Here is a 14,350-nt window from a genome sequence, read left to right as displayed (position 1 = left end):
TGAATTACGCAACAAAGCCTTGGAAGTTTGGGCCGGAAGCATCTCAACGATTATTTTCAAACTCAGGCGGCAGAATACTTATTTCTGATTCTGGAGAATTAGATAGAATAGGTCCTATAGGTAGCGGATATCGAAATAATTTGCTGATAGAAGAAAGTTTGTCAAGTCAACTATCAGATGTTTGTAGCGTATTCGAAGATGATGCGATCTCGCCCATTCTTCAATGTATTAGTATCCCATAGAAGGGAAGCTCTTCATTCTAGAGTGATGACCAGACACCTATTTAAATCAATATAAAATGCCACGTCCAGTTGTTGTTGGACGTGGCATTGATGCAGCTAGCTTTAATGTTTCTGTTCTTGCTTAGTAGTAATAGCTTTTAAGAGCTAATCGCTGAACATAGGCTTAAGCCGTTAGAGACTCAAGGTTCGCAGGGCGGTAATGTACAGATTTTAGTACTTTGCCTTGGCGAACGGTTTTGCCTTCAGATACGAAATCTTCCGCACACTTAGCGATGATGTACTCGCCTTTTTGAACCGCCATCAGTTTGATGTTCTGCTCAGCATAGAAAGCTTCAGTTTCTGCGTATTCTGTTTCATTACGACATACTTTACTCATGTTGCTTGAGTGTACTTCGTCCCAACAAGGCAGAAAGTCGATTGAACGGTTTTTAGAAACATTCAACAGTAGGTCGATCAGGTAGCTGATTGCTAGGTTGTCTTCAACCTTCGCTTGGCCAAGGTGAACCAAACGTCCCATCAAAACATAAACGCTGTCTACAATAGCGTCCGCTTGTTCAATTTTAGAGTCAGCTTCTGCAAGTTCTGTTAGTTCTTCGATCGCTAGAGAGGTGTGTAGCGTATCGCCTTTTTCGTCCATTGTTTCAGGAGCAGCAACAGGCAGATCAAAAGTACTGCGGAACTCTTCAATGTCGCGGTAAAGGTGATCGTAGATTTCTTGGCTTAGTTGAGAAAGGTTCATTTTCCTATCCATTCTGTTTCGTTAATGGGGTATTTTACCAAAGCTGGGAATAGGGTGCTAACGCAAAGTCGAAGAAGTCGACTTTTATTCATTGGACCAATGAGGTATTTTGCATACAAACCAATTGATTATTGTGTTTTATTACCCTTTACTCTTCTAAATATACCAAATATTGATGTTGTCATTAAACTCGGCAGCAGTGGGATCCCAGTTATGAACCAAGCCAGTGAAAGTGAAATTGTGATACGCCGCTTGTATCAAATCACCAATGATTATCGAAAGGGCTTCGATAGTCAGATCGCTCAGCTGCTTATAATGGGGCTCGAACGCTTTAATTTAGATATTGGTATTTTGTCTAAAGTCGACGGTAATACTTATTTGGTTGAACATTGTGTTACACCTGAAGGGGTTGAACTTAATAGTGGTGATACTTTCGATTATCGCTCTACCTACTGTGAGATAACGTGTAAATCGATCAGCCCTATCTGTATTGAACATTGTGGCAAACACGATAAGTATGCGACTCATCCTGCCTACCAGTCTTTTGGTTTGGAGTCGTACATTGGTATTCCTATCTTCGTTAATGATGAGCTTTATGGCACCTTAAACTTTTCAAGCCCGGCTCCCTATCATCGTGAATTCAAAGAGTTCGACATCGACGTGATGAGGTTAATGGCCTCATGGATAGAAGTGGAACTCGTTAGAAGACAACAAGAACGAAAACTCAAAGAGCTCAATGAGAAGTTAGAGTACCAAGCTCTTTACGACCCTCTTACACACTTACCAAATAGACGTTGCTTGTTCAAAACACTGAATGCGGAAGTCGAGCAGTTAAAAGGCTCTTTAGGAAAGGGAACCTTGGCAGTTGTCGACATCGATTTCTTTAAGGTCGTTAATGATACTTACGGTCATCAAATGGGTGATGTTGTTTTAAAGAAAGTGGCGAACGTGTTGAGTCATAACACTCAAGAAGGCGAGTTTGTGGCGCGTTTTGGTGGCGAGGAGTTTATTCTTTGGTATCCAAATAGAACACCCAGTTATGTTGAAGATAAGTTCATGATTCTTTTGCAAGAGATGAAGAAAATTACGCTTGATAGAAAGCCAGTCACCATATCAATCGGTGCGTGTCATTTTGAATTGAGTACTGGAGATACCAAAGGGGAAAGAATGTCGGCGTTAGACTCGTTAATCAAAGTTGCCGATGAATGCCTGTACATTGCTAAGCAAAATGGACGAGATCAGTTTATTTCTCGTCCATATCATCAAGAACACTCCGGTTCGTAAGCCGAAACTGGTTTGTTCTCAGTGTTCAACTGTTCGCAATTAGCTGAATAGATAAGGGAACAATTGACGACGTTCCGCGGGTGTTAAAGATTCAACTCTTGCAATGTTGGTATCTGGAATCGCTTCAGGGTTAGGGTAGTGCTTCAACACTTTTTCCATGCTTGCTTCGCGAATCAAATGGTAAACCGGATATGGAGAACGGTTCGTTAGGTTTTCATCGTCCTCTGGGTCTGCACCACCAAAACAATAGTCTGGGTGGAATGTCGCTACTTGGTAAACACCTTCCCAATCTTCCTGCTTAATCAGAGCTTCAATCCAATCAATGAACATGTTGTAGTCGAAGAAATCTTGCAGCATGTTAGGCACAACCACCAATGTTGTCTCTAATTCAGCGACTGGTGTGTTATCTAACTCTACGAAATGCGTCATGATGTCTTCCAACAACGCTTCTTCCGTATTCGCTTCACTCACAAAGATCTTAATCTGTTTATTACGTTGTGGCTTGGCTGCGAATGGACACAGGTTTAGGCCAATAACGACATCGTCTAACCATTGTTTTACTTGGTCGTGGATGGTTTGAAGATCTGTGCTTTGAGTGTTCGACATAACAGGTTCCGAAATGAAATTTTGCGTAGGATATCAGAACGAACGTTAATCAAAAGCAATAATTCAATCAGACAGCTTGTGTTACTTACGCTTCAGCTAGCTTAGAGGTTGATACTTGAAGCTGTTTCAACTGATAGACCCATGCAAATATCGCGACATAGAAGATAGAACCACCTGCTATTACACCGTTCCAGCCAAATAACTGCCAGCAATACAAGAGCAAGAACCCACCCAAGCTTCCGCCAATATAATAGTGCACAAGGTATAGTGCGGTTGCTGTGGCCTTCGCACTTGTCGCTTTTTGACTCACCCAAGAATAGGCAAGGGTATGGGCGAAGAAGGCGCCGCCACTAATCAACAGTAAACCAGCGAGCATGAACGGGACCTTATCGACCGCAGAAACCAGCATTCCAACTAAGCTGATACACACACCCATCAAGATTCCGCTTAACGGATCAAAACGAAGTGTCCATTTGTTGGAGAGTTTAGAACTTATCGTTCCGGCCAAATAACATAGGAATATCAGTGAAGCTAAGCCAACCGGTACTGAGTGAGGTTCGGATACCAACCTAAAGCCCATTACCGAATAGAGGTTAACAAACAGCGCGAAGTTAGCGCCACCAATCAACATCGCGAGCCACAAGGTGCGGTTTCTTAAATGCATCACTACCGAGCGGTTATGATGAAAGAACAGCCCTTTCTGTGGTTTGAAGTTTTGTTGGTCAGGCAGGCTATACGCAATATAGAGTGCGCCAAGCAACGATCCAACAACGAAAAACAAAACTGTCGCATGCCAGTCGAAATAATCTGTGATTAAGCCACCCAATACACGTCCAAAAATCCCACCTAATGAGTTGGCCGCAATATAGCCACCAATCGCGACCGCAAAGGCTTTGGGCGATAACTCTTCCACCATGTAGGCAACCGCGACACCAGCAAAAGCTGCGACCGCAATTCCCATGAATGCTCTGGCAATAACAAGCTGGAGTAGGGTAGTTGTGAACACCATGCTCAGCCCTATTAGCGGGATAGCAAATAAGCTGAACAAAATAATGGGTTTTCGACCAAAGGTTTCAGATGCGATTGCCCAAGGTACCAAGCTAATTGAAAGGCCAAGTGTCGTTGCGGCAAACAGCCAGTTGATCTGAGTTTCAGATACTTGGAAGTGCTCCGCCATGTGCGGCAAGATAGGTTGAAAAAGGTACAGGTTGCAGAAAATGATAAACGAGCCAATCGCTAATGATTGGGTGATTCGTTTGTATTGAGTACTGCCTTTATCAAACATTGATGTTGCGCCTGTGCGAGTTAATAAGCTATTTGTGAACAAGTTATCAGTACTGGGTGGATTAAATAAATATATTAAAGATATCACCTCCATATATAAAATATATCGCCATGCTTGAATCAAAACCTCTTCGACATTTTCTGGCCGTTGCTCAGTTTGGTAACTTTACTCAGGCCGCAAAAGCGCTGCATATCGCACAGCCTGCATTGAGTATCTCCATTAAAAAACTAGAACAGACATTGGAGTTAATTCTGTTTCGTCGCGGAGACAAATCCGTCACCTTAACGGAAGAGGGAAAAGTGTTGTTCGAGCATGCCAAGAGAATCGCTCAGCAGTTCGACGATGCTCAACTCGCAATGAACGAGCTAAAGGGACTAGAAAAAGGAGAGGTGCGTTTAGGAGCGCCAAGCATGATGGGAAGTTACTTTTTCCCACAGGTGGTGATGGCCTTTAAAAGCCAATACCCAAACTTAAAACTGACACTGATTGATGCTGGTACTGCTTCGATTCGTGAAATGTTATTAAACGGTGAGCTTGATATCGGCGTGATTAATCATGAAAACGTGCCTGATGATCTTGAAACTGACCACCTATTAAGCTCAGAAATGTTAGCCGTCGTTGGTAAAGAGCACCCATTGGCAACGCAACCATCCATCACCTTTGAAGAGTTTTTCGCTCAAGAGCTGATAATGTTCAAGTCGGGTTATTTCCACCGTGACTTTATCGATGCGACCTGTAAAAAATACAACCTAGACATGACTATCGCATTCGAGACCAACTTGCTCCCGATGATTCTATCTATTGTAAAACGAGAGTTCGCCATTACTGCGTTACTTAGCTTGGTCACTGAGTATGAAGAAGACGTTGTCGGCGTGCCATTTAAAGACCCTGTGAAATTGAACCTATCTTTGGCCTGGAGAAAGGAAGGTTATCTGTCGAAGGCAGACAGAACCTTTATTGATTTCGTGAAGCAATATGTGTGATTTTTTGTCGTCATATCGGTGAATAATATGAAGCAATATCACATTTATGGTGATTTATGAGAATAATGTCACTAATTTAGGCGTGGATATTAAGGGTTTATGATTTACTTAATATGCCTCGTACTTAATAATTAACAGAACTTTTAAGTGTGGCGTTCTGTTTTATGAAATGCGAATGTAAAGAGCAAAAGCTGGTTAGGATTCATAGAACGTTTATGGATCGTTTCTTTGGTATCAAAGGAAGATACCAGTGCGTGAACTGCGGTATGGTTTTCAAAATTAAAGGCTAGTGGTCGCGTAGTAAGAGAAAATGTGGTTGAAATATGCGTATATAGGCCTGTGTTAAGCTGGCCTAATGCCTATCGCATAAGTTTCAGCTTTCCTTGATTTTGCTCAACAGTTCATTGCAACATGATAGTTACTCGAAAAGGTAGACAGTCATGAGTTCACTTCTCGGCTCTTTTCTAACGTTGACTGAGTTCAATTCTTAAACCTCCTCCAAACTCTTCAAATCGCCTCTAGGAAGTACCAGTAGGTTTCTCCGTCTTTACTTAAAAGTTCATTATACATAACTGTTTGATTTTAAATGTTTTAGCCAATTTTAATCACAAGCGTTAATGATGGTTATATTATTCAGAGAAAAACGTGTGACTGACAATATGGTTATCTTGCGCTGGGTCATTCATATTTGCGTCCTTAAAACATCATCCAAATAGTAATTGCTACCCTATGAAATGTAAGTGCAAAGAACAAAGGCTTGTGAGAGTTCGCAGGACCATTTTAGACAAAGTCCTTGGGATTAAAGAAAAATATAAGTGTTCAGGTTGTGACAAGCTCTTGAGGGTTAAAGGATAGCGATATCGAATTTTAATGACCTATTTACATTGAAATAGACAAAACAAAGCCCGCACATCCTTGGTTGGATCTGCGGGCTTTGTTGTGTAGAAGTATTGAACTCTTAGGTCACGTTATGTGTTCTTTGAGTTATACATCTTATCGAAGTTCTTCTGATTCCAACCGACCATCACTTGATCACCGATTTTCAGTACAGGGATAGAGCGCGCGCCCATTGCCTGCAATTCTTTACGACCACGCTGCATTTTTGCATTCGTGAGGCGATATTCAATTTTCTTTGAGTCCAGATAGCGTTGAGCATCTTTACAGTGCGGGCATTTGTCTGCGACGTACAATACAACACGTTTCATTTTTTCATTCTCTTGGTGAATCTCGCTAAAGTGTAACGAATCCTAGGTGATTAGAAAAGTGTGATCAGTTACACTATGCGGCTCAAATTTCAAGACCACAACGTATTGTCGTGGTGTAACCGGTACGGTCTTTCAGCATGCATCCTTCTTTGCGGTATATTCAAGGCTATCCCAAGCACATTATTGACCCCGTGACTCAGTTACTTGAGTCGGATAAGTTAGTGCCTTGGTTTGAAGCTCGTTATCCAAATAATCATGAGATAAAGAGCGAGAGAGCCTTGTTTGATTATGCGATTGAGATAAAAAATCGCTATATGAAAAAAACACCGCCCATTAGCAAAGTGATTTACGACGGGAAGATACACCTAATCAATAATGCATTAGGCCTTCATTCTTACGTTGCGAAGAATCACGGTGGAAAGATCAAATCGAAAAATGAAATTCGCATAGCGAGTGTTTTTAAGAACGCACCAGAGCCTCTATTGAGAATGCTGGTGGTTCATGAACTGGCGCATATTAAAGAGAAAGAGCACGATAAAGCTTTTTACCAACTATGCTGTCACATGGAACCGGATTATCACCAACTTGAGTTAGATGCCCGTTTATTCATGATGTATTTAGATTTAAAGAAGTAGCCCAATGAGCCAATCACAAAACAGAACTACGCTAAGCCTGTCGAAAAACAGCACCTCATCAGTAAAAACAAAAGACAATCAAGCTGATGTTAAGCCAAGTACAGCTAAGCCAAGCAGCGACAAGCGTATTTCTACAAAGAACACATCTGACAAAAGCCGCAAGAATAGTGCACCCAAAGGCGCTGGCAACAACAACGCAAAGCGACCTTTTGCAAAAGATAGCAAAGGTAAACAGGGTGCGAATAAAGGATCATCGAATAAGGGTTCTTTTAATAAAACTGCTTTTAACAAAAACGCAGCTCAGAAAAGACGTTCGGCTGAAAAACCTCAAGGCGGATTGCACCCAAGAAACCAACACACAGGCCGATACGATTTTGACCTGTTGGTCGCGGCACTGCCTGAGTTGAAAGAACACCTGATTAAGAATCCAGTAGGGGAAGATACGGTTAACTTTTCTGATCCTCTGGCGGTCAAGCTTTTGAACAAAGCCTTACTTGCTCATCACTACGGTGTGAAGCATTGGGATATTCCTGCGGGCTATTTGTGTCCGCCTATTCCAGGACGCGCTGATTACATCCACAGAGTGGCAGATATCCTGAATAGCGATGGACAAGGTGAACCTTACAACCATGCTTCGGTTAAAGCGTTAGATATCGGTGTTGGTGCAAACTGTATCTACCCAATCATTGGTGCGACAGAGTATAAATGGCGTTGTACCGGCACGGATGTGGATCCTGTTTCAGTAAAAGCGGCGAACTTTATTGCAGAAAGCAATGCGAACCTAAAAGGTAAGATCCGCAGTCGTTTGCAAGCAGACTCTGAATCCATCTTTAAAGGTGTGATCAAGGATAATGAGCGTTACGATGTCACTATTTGTAATCCTCCTTTCCATGGTTCACAAGAAGAAGCTGAGCAAGGTTCTCAACGTAAACTAGACAACTTAGCAGCCAATCGAGCGAAGAAAGCAGGCCTACCGTTTAAGCCAGAGCGTAAAAACAAGAAGGCGGCGCAGAATGCCGTAGATGCAGCGAACAAACCAACATTGAACTTTGGTGGTCAGAAAACCGAGTTGTGGTGTCCGGGTGGTGAAGCCGCGTTTATCTTGAAAATGGCCAAAGAGAGCCAATTGTTCTCGACGCAAGTCTTGTGGTTTACGACACTGATTTCTAAGAAAGACAACGTAGACATGATTCGTTCAGAACTTGGTAAGCTGAGAGCAAAACAAGTAAAAGTGGTTGAGATGTCGCAAGGACAAAAAGCTAGTCGCTTCGTTGCTTGGACATTTATGGACGACGAACAGCGTCAACAATGGATCGAATTGAAATAACGAATCCAGAACTGAAGTAACCGGTTCAAAACCGATCTCTAAAATTAACAACGGGCTTGCCGATATTTTCAGCAAGCCCGTTTTTATTTAATCATCTAGTCACCTAAAACCCAAGTTGGTTTAAACAGAAAGTAACTCGTCTAATTCACTTTGGTACTTCTGCTGTAATGCGCTGTTGCCGGCTTTCTTTTCTAGTTCGATTAAGATTTGAAGTGAGGGCACTTGATAGCCATAACGCTGGTGGAATTTAAACAGACGCAGCCGAGCATCATTATAATCCTCGGTACTGACTTCTATCTTAGATAGCTGAAGAATTGATTTTACGCGGTTTGGATCGTGGTCTATTGCTCTCGTGAAGTAGTATCGTGCTTGGTCCACTTCGCCTGCTTTAAACGCACAAAAAGCCGCGTTTTCATAACTTGCAGACACTAAATAATAGTACGGCTGATCAATAGCTTGGTTGAAGTATTTATCGGCTTGCTGATATTCACCCTGTTTACATAAAAAGGTGCCGTAATTATTGAGCACGTTGCCATTTTTGGAATCTAAGCGCAGAGCTTTTTGATAAGTCACTCTGGCTTCGTCAATTTCACCGACTCGTTCAAAGTAGTGAGCCATAGACAGGCGTGCGCGATAGTAACTTGGTGCATGTTTAACGGCGAGCTCAAGATTCTCGCGCGCTCTTACCATATTACCTTGCCCCATATACCCCAAGCCTAACTCGATTCGAGATTCAGACATCGCAATCGGGTCACTTTCTATTTTAGGTGGCCCTTCAGTCACAGAAACGCAGCCAACCAATGAGAATGAGGCGAGTAGTGCGAGATTTGATAACGAAAGGGGGCAAAACAACGAAAGAGGTTTAGATAATAACGACTTGGCAGGCATGTGCGGCTCCTTATGAACACAAACACATCATATGAAATCGCAGTCGTCGAAGTGGTAAATCTATTATGGAATGCGAGCCACACACCATAAAAAAGCCGCGCTCAATTGGTTGTGTTATCAACAACCTACTGAACACGGCTTCACTGAACTTTTTCTGAATAACCAAATACCTAAATGGCTTTTCGTTTAATCGTCTTTAGTGAAGTTGTCTTCGCTGAAGTGATCCAGATCGTAAGGCGTTTGCTGGTAAACACAGTAGTTTAGCCAGTTGGAGAACAGCAAGTGCCCATGGCTGCGCCAGCTTGCAACCGGCTTATTATCTGGATTGTTGTTCGGGTAGTAATTGATAGGAATCACCGGCTCCATGCCTTCCCCTAAATCACGAACGTACTCACCGTGCAGTGTATGCGCATCGTATTCTGGATGACCGGTTACAAACACGTTTCGCTTATCTTTGGTTGCCGCTAAGTAAACACCAGCAACGTCAGATGTCGCAAGAATATCCAGTTCAGTATGGTCGTTTAGGTATTCCTGTGAGAAATCGGCATAACGTGAGTGGGGCGCTAAAAACGTATCATCAAAGCCACGTAGAAGAGGGTGGTATGGGTTATGTATCTCGTGACTGTAAACACCAGAAAGCTTCTCTTTGCGCGTACGTTTTGGCAAATCATACAACAGCTTTAAGCCCGCTTGAGCTGCCCAGCACACATACAGAGTCGAGGTAACGTGTTTATTGGCCCACTCCATGATGGTTTTTAGGTGATCCCAGTAGATAACGTCTTCAAATTGAACCAAGCCAAGCGGTGCACCCGTGATGATCAATCCATCAAAGTTTCTCCCTTTGACCATTTCAAATTGGCGGTAGAAGTTATCAAGGTGTTCTGTCGGTGTGTTTTTGCTTGGTCGGTCATCAATGCGCAGCAGCTCAACATCCACTTGCAATGGACTGTTCGATAGTAGGCGTAAGAATTGAGTTTCAGTTTCAATCTTCTTCGGCATTAGGTTGAGGATCAAGACTCGAAGTGGACGAATTTCCTGTGTCGATGCTCTTGATAGCGGCATAACAAAGATGTTTTCTTCACGAAGAACATCAGATGCTGGCAATTGGTCTGGAATGCGAATAGGCACAGCTTTCTCCCTAAGCTAGATATGTAGACGTCTATACTTCTAAATCTATAGTAGTTTGATACGCTTGTCGATATACAAAATGGATAGATGTAAATTATTTGTGTTTTTTATCAAAAGCAATACCTGCCGGCTAAGGGCTTGTTGTGTGTTGTTCGTACATTCGGTTTGGGGGGAATTGATTGGTTCAAGTGTTTAGGATTAAGGGAGTTATCAGAGCAACTCGATAGTATTTGAGATAAACTTACGTTTTCGAATTAGCCTGTAAAGTGACAGATGAAGTTAATACTCATTCGAGGGTTGCCTGGCTCGGGCAAGTCAACAAAAGCAAAGACCTACGATGCATTACATGTCGAAGCGGATATGTATTACGTGAATGATCAAGGTGAATATCATTTCGATCCTAGGCAGTTGCAGCAAGCGCATGAGTGGTGTCAGAACACGACGGAAAATGGCCTAAAGCAAGGGCTAGATGTTGTGGTGTCGAACACCTTCATCAAGCAGTGGGAAATAAAGGCTTATCGCCAACTTGCACTCAAATACAAAGCAGATTTGGTTATCGAAGTTTGCCGAGAGCAATATGGCAGCATTCATGACATCGAACCATCGGTGATTAAGCGTATGGCGAAAGATTGGCAAGAATAGCCCTGTGCTTTTTTGTTAACGAGTATCTGGCTAACGAATTAAACACAACGACCAATATTAAACTCAAAGAATAACTCCAAGGTAAAGATTGAAATGGCAAAGCGCTCAGTTGTGGTCGACATGACCTCTTATGGTATCTACTCCACATGGGATTCAAAATCTAAAGACCTACCAAAAATCCAAGAGTTCACCACAATTGTCGACGCTGAAATTGACGTCGAGTTTGGCTACATTCTGAATATCAAAAAAGCCAAGGGTGAAAAGATCCGTTACTGCATCTATCACCCAGATATCACCACAGACAAAGGTGAGGTCTTAGAGCCGTTTGATGGTGAAGAGTATGTCGGTAACAACGATTGGGATTTCTACTTATGCGACACAATCTGGGCGCCAGTCTCGAACAAACTCGGTAAATGGCGTATGACTGTCGAGCTAAAAGGAAACATCATTGCGGACAAGACATTCGACCTAGTTGGTAAAGACGAAAGCCAGTTCTGGAAGCGTAGAGGATTCTAATGAATAAGCGTGAGAGTGTCTTAAGTTCAACATTATTGGCTTTTGTGAACGGAAGTTTAACTCGCTAAAATTCAGCCGTTTATCTCTCAATAATATCAATAAGCTAATTTAACTTTACTCAATAGGGTGTGCTCTAGATACTCACTCAGCCTCATAATGTTTAGGCTGTTTAAAGTAAGGGTAGGCCCATGTTAATTTTCATCTTTCTGTCAGTTTCGTCAGTTTCTGGCGCACTGATAGCCAAATCTAAAAATAGAAATTTCTACCTTTGGGGAGCGTTTAGCTTCTTGATGCCATTTATGATCTTTGTATTACTCTTTCTACCACATGGAATAAGTGAAACCGAAAAAGCAAAAGCTGAAATACAGAAAAATACCTACATCGCTCAATACATGTCTAATCAAGCGCTATACAAAACGAACACGTTTTTGGAAGTTGTATTTTGCTCGCTAGTGGAAGGAAGAACCGTTGCTTTGGATGATTTGTTACATGCTACGAATGTTCTAGAACGCATGGAGAGCGCGACTTAGGTAGGGTTACTCCTGTCTGGACTTCAGTATTAATATACCTTCAACTTATCTAGACCTTCTCAATAGAACTATAAAATACAATTACTTATCTCTCAAAAACATAAACCTAATATTAATGTGTAAGGTTTAACTTTACGGGTTAGAAAGTGTTAACGATACTCGTCGACTTCAAGCGTATAGCTAGAAAAACGTTGTCATTGGGGTCGTTTAAACCCTAACTGTATTCATAGGTTTAGCTTAGAGTTTTCAAAACTTTAGGTAGGAAGAAAAATGCCAAAGTACAAATTTGAATTAATCTTGGATGTTGATGAATGTCGAGTAGTAAACAATGACTCTACAAGAAGTTCTATAGAAGCGCATGAAAATATTGATGCAGCCGGACACGTGTTTCTGAGTAATAAAGAAACTGAATTAGCTACGTCGGTCTTTATGGATAACATTTGGCAATCAATGGCGAAAGAAGACCTTGATTATCTACTTCGGTTAGGTTTGTTATCGCGACGAATCAAACTAGGACTGAGGGAGATTCAGGAATGACAATCAAGTTAATAGCCATGGTTTTATTTTCGGTGTTTGTATTGTCGGGATGCAGCACCGGAATAAATCATGTTGGTGAACCTCAGCAGTTTAATCCAGACGGTGTAATGGTTGATGAGTATAGTATCAACGATTATGGCTATGGAGTTCACATCGTTGCTGAGTTTTCTGAATATCAAGGGATAAGAAGTTCAGAAAGCGGTTTCAGAGGGTGTACTAATATTCTGAACAACGTCGCTATGAAGCACGCGACAAGCAAGGGTGAACGAGTCACTCGCATAAGCTGGCGAGAAATGAAGGACTACGGCTATATTGATCATGGACGAGACATTATTACTGCTGTCATGAATGTTAATTGTGAGTACTATTTTGATTACACGAAATAGCGGTTATTGATCTAATACAACAGACAATAAAAAGCCGAGTCGTACCTAACAGGTCGACTCGGCTTTTTGACGTTAACTAAATGGCATTTGCGATCTAGTTAATGAGTCATACTATCTAGATAACGAGCAAGACTATTGAGTTACGTAAGCGACAACAAACTCAGTGATTGCGACCATGTCTTTAACCGCGATGTACTCTTCAGTGGTGTGAACTTTCGCCATACCAGTAGATAGGTTAACCGTTGTTAGGCCTTTCGCATTGAAGTTGTTTGCATCGCTACCGCCGCCAGTGCGTTTGGTATTCGCTGTTACGCCAAGCTTTTCGAACGCTGATTTGATAGAAAGAATATGCGGGTGATCGTCTGCAATCACGAATGCATCGTAAGCGCGAGTTGATTCGATTTCCACTTCAGCACCGAATTGCTTAGCGCTTGCTTCGAATGTCGAAATCATATGCTCAACTTGCGCTGTTAGCTTCTCACCGTTCAGTGAACGCGCTTCTGCTACGACTTTAAGCTCTGGCATTACGATGTTAGTCGCTTGACCACCTTCAACAATACCCACGTTTGCAGTGGTTTCTTCATCGATGCGAAGCAGATTCATCTTGGTGATTGCGTCTGCAGCCACTTGAATTGCGCTGATGCCTTCTTCTGGTGCTAAACCAGCGTGAGCAGGGCGACCTTTGATCTTCGCAACAATTTTTTGCTGACCAGGTGCTGCATTTACGATAGTGCCGATCGGGCCGCCTGTATCTAGAACGATAGCGTGCTCAGATTGAATGTAAGACATATCGAAGTTCAAAGAACCGAATAGACCGCCTTCCTCGAATACTGTGAATGCGATTTCGATCGTTTTGTGTGCTTGGCCTTCAGCTTGGATTACGCGAACCGCTTCCATAATAGCTGCGATGCCAGATTTATCGTCGCCGCCTAGAATCGTGTTGCCTTTAGAGCGGATGATGCCGTCTTCAATGATTGGCTCAATGCCGATACCTGGGGTAACTGTGTCCATGTGGCAGCTGAATACTGTGCTACCTGGAAGTGTGCCATCTAAACGAGCGTAGATGTTGAAACCGTTCGACACTTCTTCAGGAACGGCCAGTTTATGTACGTCAAAGCCTAGTTCGCCTAGCTGCTCAGCCAGTGCTTCCGCGATGGCTTTTTCGTTGCGTGATTCACTATCGATTTTCACAAGATCGCAGAAATGGTCGACAAGACGTTGTTCATTAATTTGGGTCATTGTTAATTCTCATTATGTTTCCGCTCGTTCGTCAGAAGTCGCGGCTATAGGAACAGGAAAATCACTATAACGCCAATGTGCCAGATGAATGCCTGAGTTAAATCAAGAAAGTTGCCTGATTATTCTATTTTATTAGAAAAATCTTATTTATATCGTCGAGCGGCTTTGTTGCGTAATT

The 14,350-nt window shown here is 42.3% G+C and carries 17 protein-coding genes; 10 read left to right on the top strand and 7 right to left on the bottom strand.

All coding sequences use genetic code 11. The annotated features are described in order from the left end of the window. Positions 1 to 242: hypothetical protein (locus BCT49_RS25995; RefSeq protein WP_206747747.1), on the top strand; the 242-nt coding region annotated here is incomplete at its 5' end. A gap of 163 nt (positions 243 to 405) precedes the next feature. On the opposite strand, the gene BCT49_RS18835 is transcribed toward BCT49_RS25995, so the two are convergent. Continuing rightward, positions 406 to 981: a nucleoside triphosphate pyrophosphohydrolase family protein gene (locus BCT49_RS18835; protein ID WP_076671730.1), complete on the bottom strand. Its 576-nt coding sequence runs from the start codon at positions 979 to 981 to the stop codon at positions 406 to 408. A 213-nt stretch (positions 982 to 1,194) separates the two neighbouring features. Between BCT49_RS18835 and BCT49_RS18830 the strand changes: the two genes are divergently transcribed. Then, positions 1,195 to 2,265: a sensor domain-containing diguanylate cyclase gene (locus BCT49_RS18830; RefSeq protein ID WP_102437400.1), complete on the top strand. Its 1,071-nt coding sequence runs from the start codon at positions 1,195 to 1,197 to the stop codon at positions 2,263 to 2,265. 39 nt (positions 2,266 to 2,304) lie between these two features. Here the strand turns inward: BCT49_RS18830 and BCT49_RS18825 are convergent, their stop codons facing one another. Both BCT49_RS18825 and BCT49_RS18820 read right to left on the bottom strand, forming a co-directional pair. Continuing rightward, complete coding sequence (locus BCT49_RS18825) at positions 2,305 to 2,871, bottom strand: DUF1415 domain-containing protein (protein ID WP_102350833.1); 567 nt, start codon at positions 2,869 to 2,871, stop codon at positions 2,305 to 2,307. Between the two features lie 85 nt (positions 2,872 to 2,956). Continuing rightward, on the bottom strand, positions 2,957 to 4,156 hold the full coding sequence (locus BCT49_RS18820) for an MFS transporter (protein WP_102437398.1): 1,200 nt from the start codon (positions 4,154 to 4,156) through the stop codon (positions 2,957 to 2,959). A 110-nt stretch (positions 4,157 to 4,266) separates the two neighbouring features. On the opposite strand from BCT49_RS18820, the gene BCT49_RS18815 reads away from it, so the two are divergent. Then, a complete protein-coding gene (locus tag BCT49_RS18815) occupies positions 4,267 to 5,139 on the top strand; it encodes a LysR family transcriptional regulator (protein WP_102437396.1) in 873 nt (290 codons plus the stop codon). 968 nt (positions 5,140 to 6,107) lie between these two features. Here the strand turns inward: BCT49_RS18815 and BCT49_RS18810 are convergent. After that, positions 6,108 to 6,344: a glutaredoxin family protein gene (locus tag BCT49_RS18810; protein WP_004734934.1), complete on the bottom strand. Its 237-nt coding sequence runs from the start codon at positions 6,342 to 6,344 to the stop codon at positions 6,108 to 6,110. Between the two features lie 137 nt (positions 6,345 to 6,481). On the opposite strand from BCT49_RS18810, the gene BCT49_RS18805 reads away from it, so the two are divergent. Continuing rightward, complete coding sequence (locus tag BCT49_RS18805) at positions 6,482 to 6,979, top strand: M48 metallopeptidase family protein (RefSeq protein ID WP_102307301.1); 498 nt, start codon at positions 6,482 to 6,484, stop codon at positions 6,977 to 6,979. A 4-nt stretch (positions 6,980 to 6,983) separates the two neighbouring features. Next, on the top strand, positions 6,984 to 8,306 hold the full coding sequence (gene rlmF, locus BCT49_RS18800; protein ID WP_102437394.1) for a 23S rRNA (adenine(1618)-N(6))-methyltransferase RlmF: 1,323 nt from the start codon (positions 6,984 to 6,986) through the stop codon (positions 8,304 to 8,306). A 120-nt stretch (positions 8,307 to 8,426) separates the two neighbouring features. Here rlmF and pilW read toward each other — a convergent pair whose 3' ends face one another. Both pilW and metA read right to left on the bottom strand, forming a co-directional pair. Continuing rightward, positions 8,427 to 9,194 (bottom strand): type IV pilus biogenesis/stability protein PilW, encoded by a 768-nt coding sequence (pilW, locus tag BCT49_RS18795; RefSeq protein ID WP_102437392.1) that lies wholly within the window; start codon positions 9,192 to 9,194, stop codon positions 8,427 to 8,429. 186 nt (positions 9,195 to 9,380) lie between these two features. Beyond that, positions 9,381 to 10,322, bottom strand: a complete 942-nt coding sequence (gene metA, locus BCT49_RS18790) for a homoserine O-acetyltransferase MetA (protein ID WP_017105520.1) — start codon at positions 10,320 to 10,322, stop codon at positions 9,381 to 9,383. A gap of 273 nt (positions 10,323 to 10,595) precedes the next feature. Between metA and BCT49_RS18785 the strand changes: the two genes are divergently transcribed. The 5 genes from BCT49_RS18785 (at position 10,596) to BCT49_RS18765 (ending at position 12,933) form a co-directional block, all read left to right on the top strand. After that, positions 10,596 to 10,964, top strand: a complete 369-nt coding sequence (locus BCT49_RS18785) for an AAA family ATPase (RefSeq protein WP_102437390.1) — start codon at positions 10,596 to 10,598, stop codon at positions 10,962 to 10,964. Between the two features lie 93 nt (positions 10,965 to 11,057). Beyond that, positions 11,058 to 11,480, top strand: coding sequence for a DUF3859 domain-containing protein (locus tag BCT49_RS18780; protein WP_102437388.1), 423 nt, complete (start codon positions 11,058 to 11,060; stop codon positions 11,478 to 11,480). Between the two features lie 188 nt (positions 11,481 to 11,668). Beyond that, positions 11,669 to 12,010 (top strand): hypothetical protein, encoded by a 342-nt coding sequence (locus BCT49_RS18775; RefSeq protein WP_102437386.1) that lies wholly within the window; start codon positions 11,669 to 11,671, stop codon positions 12,008 to 12,010. 270 nt (positions 12,011 to 12,280) lie between these two features. Next, the gene (locus tag BCT49_RS18770) at positions 12,281 to 12,547 is read left to right on the top strand and encodes a hypothetical protein (protein WP_102437384.1); all 267 of its coding nucleotides are present in this window, start codon (positions 12,281 to 12,283) and stop codon (positions 12,545 to 12,547) included. Continuing rightward, on the top strand, positions 12,544 to 12,933 hold the full coding sequence (locus BCT49_RS18765) for a hypothetical protein (RefSeq protein ID WP_102437382.1): 390 nt from the start codon (positions 12,544 to 12,546) through the stop codon (positions 12,931 to 12,933). The genes BCT49_RS18770 and BCT49_RS18765 overlap by 4 nt, the downstream gene beginning before the upstream one ends. A gap of 132 nt (positions 12,934 to 13,065) precedes the next feature. Here BCT49_RS18765 and BCT49_RS18760 read toward each other — a convergent pair whose 3' ends face one another. Further along, on the bottom strand, positions 13,066 to 14,172 hold the full coding sequence (locus BCT49_RS18760; RefSeq protein WP_102437381.1) for a M20/M25/M40 family metallo-hydrolase: 1,107 nt from the start codon (positions 14,170 to 14,172) through the stop codon (positions 13,066 to 13,068). Positions 14,173 to 14,350: the final 178 nt, after the last annotated feature.

The organism is Vibrio lentus (genome assembly GCF_002875945.1).
GTDB classification, from domain to species: Bacteria; Pseudomonadota; Gammaproteobacteria; order Enterobacterales; family Vibrionaceae; genus Vibrio; species Vibrio apostichopi.
This window is presented reverse-complemented; position numbering and strand designations above follow the sequence as displayed.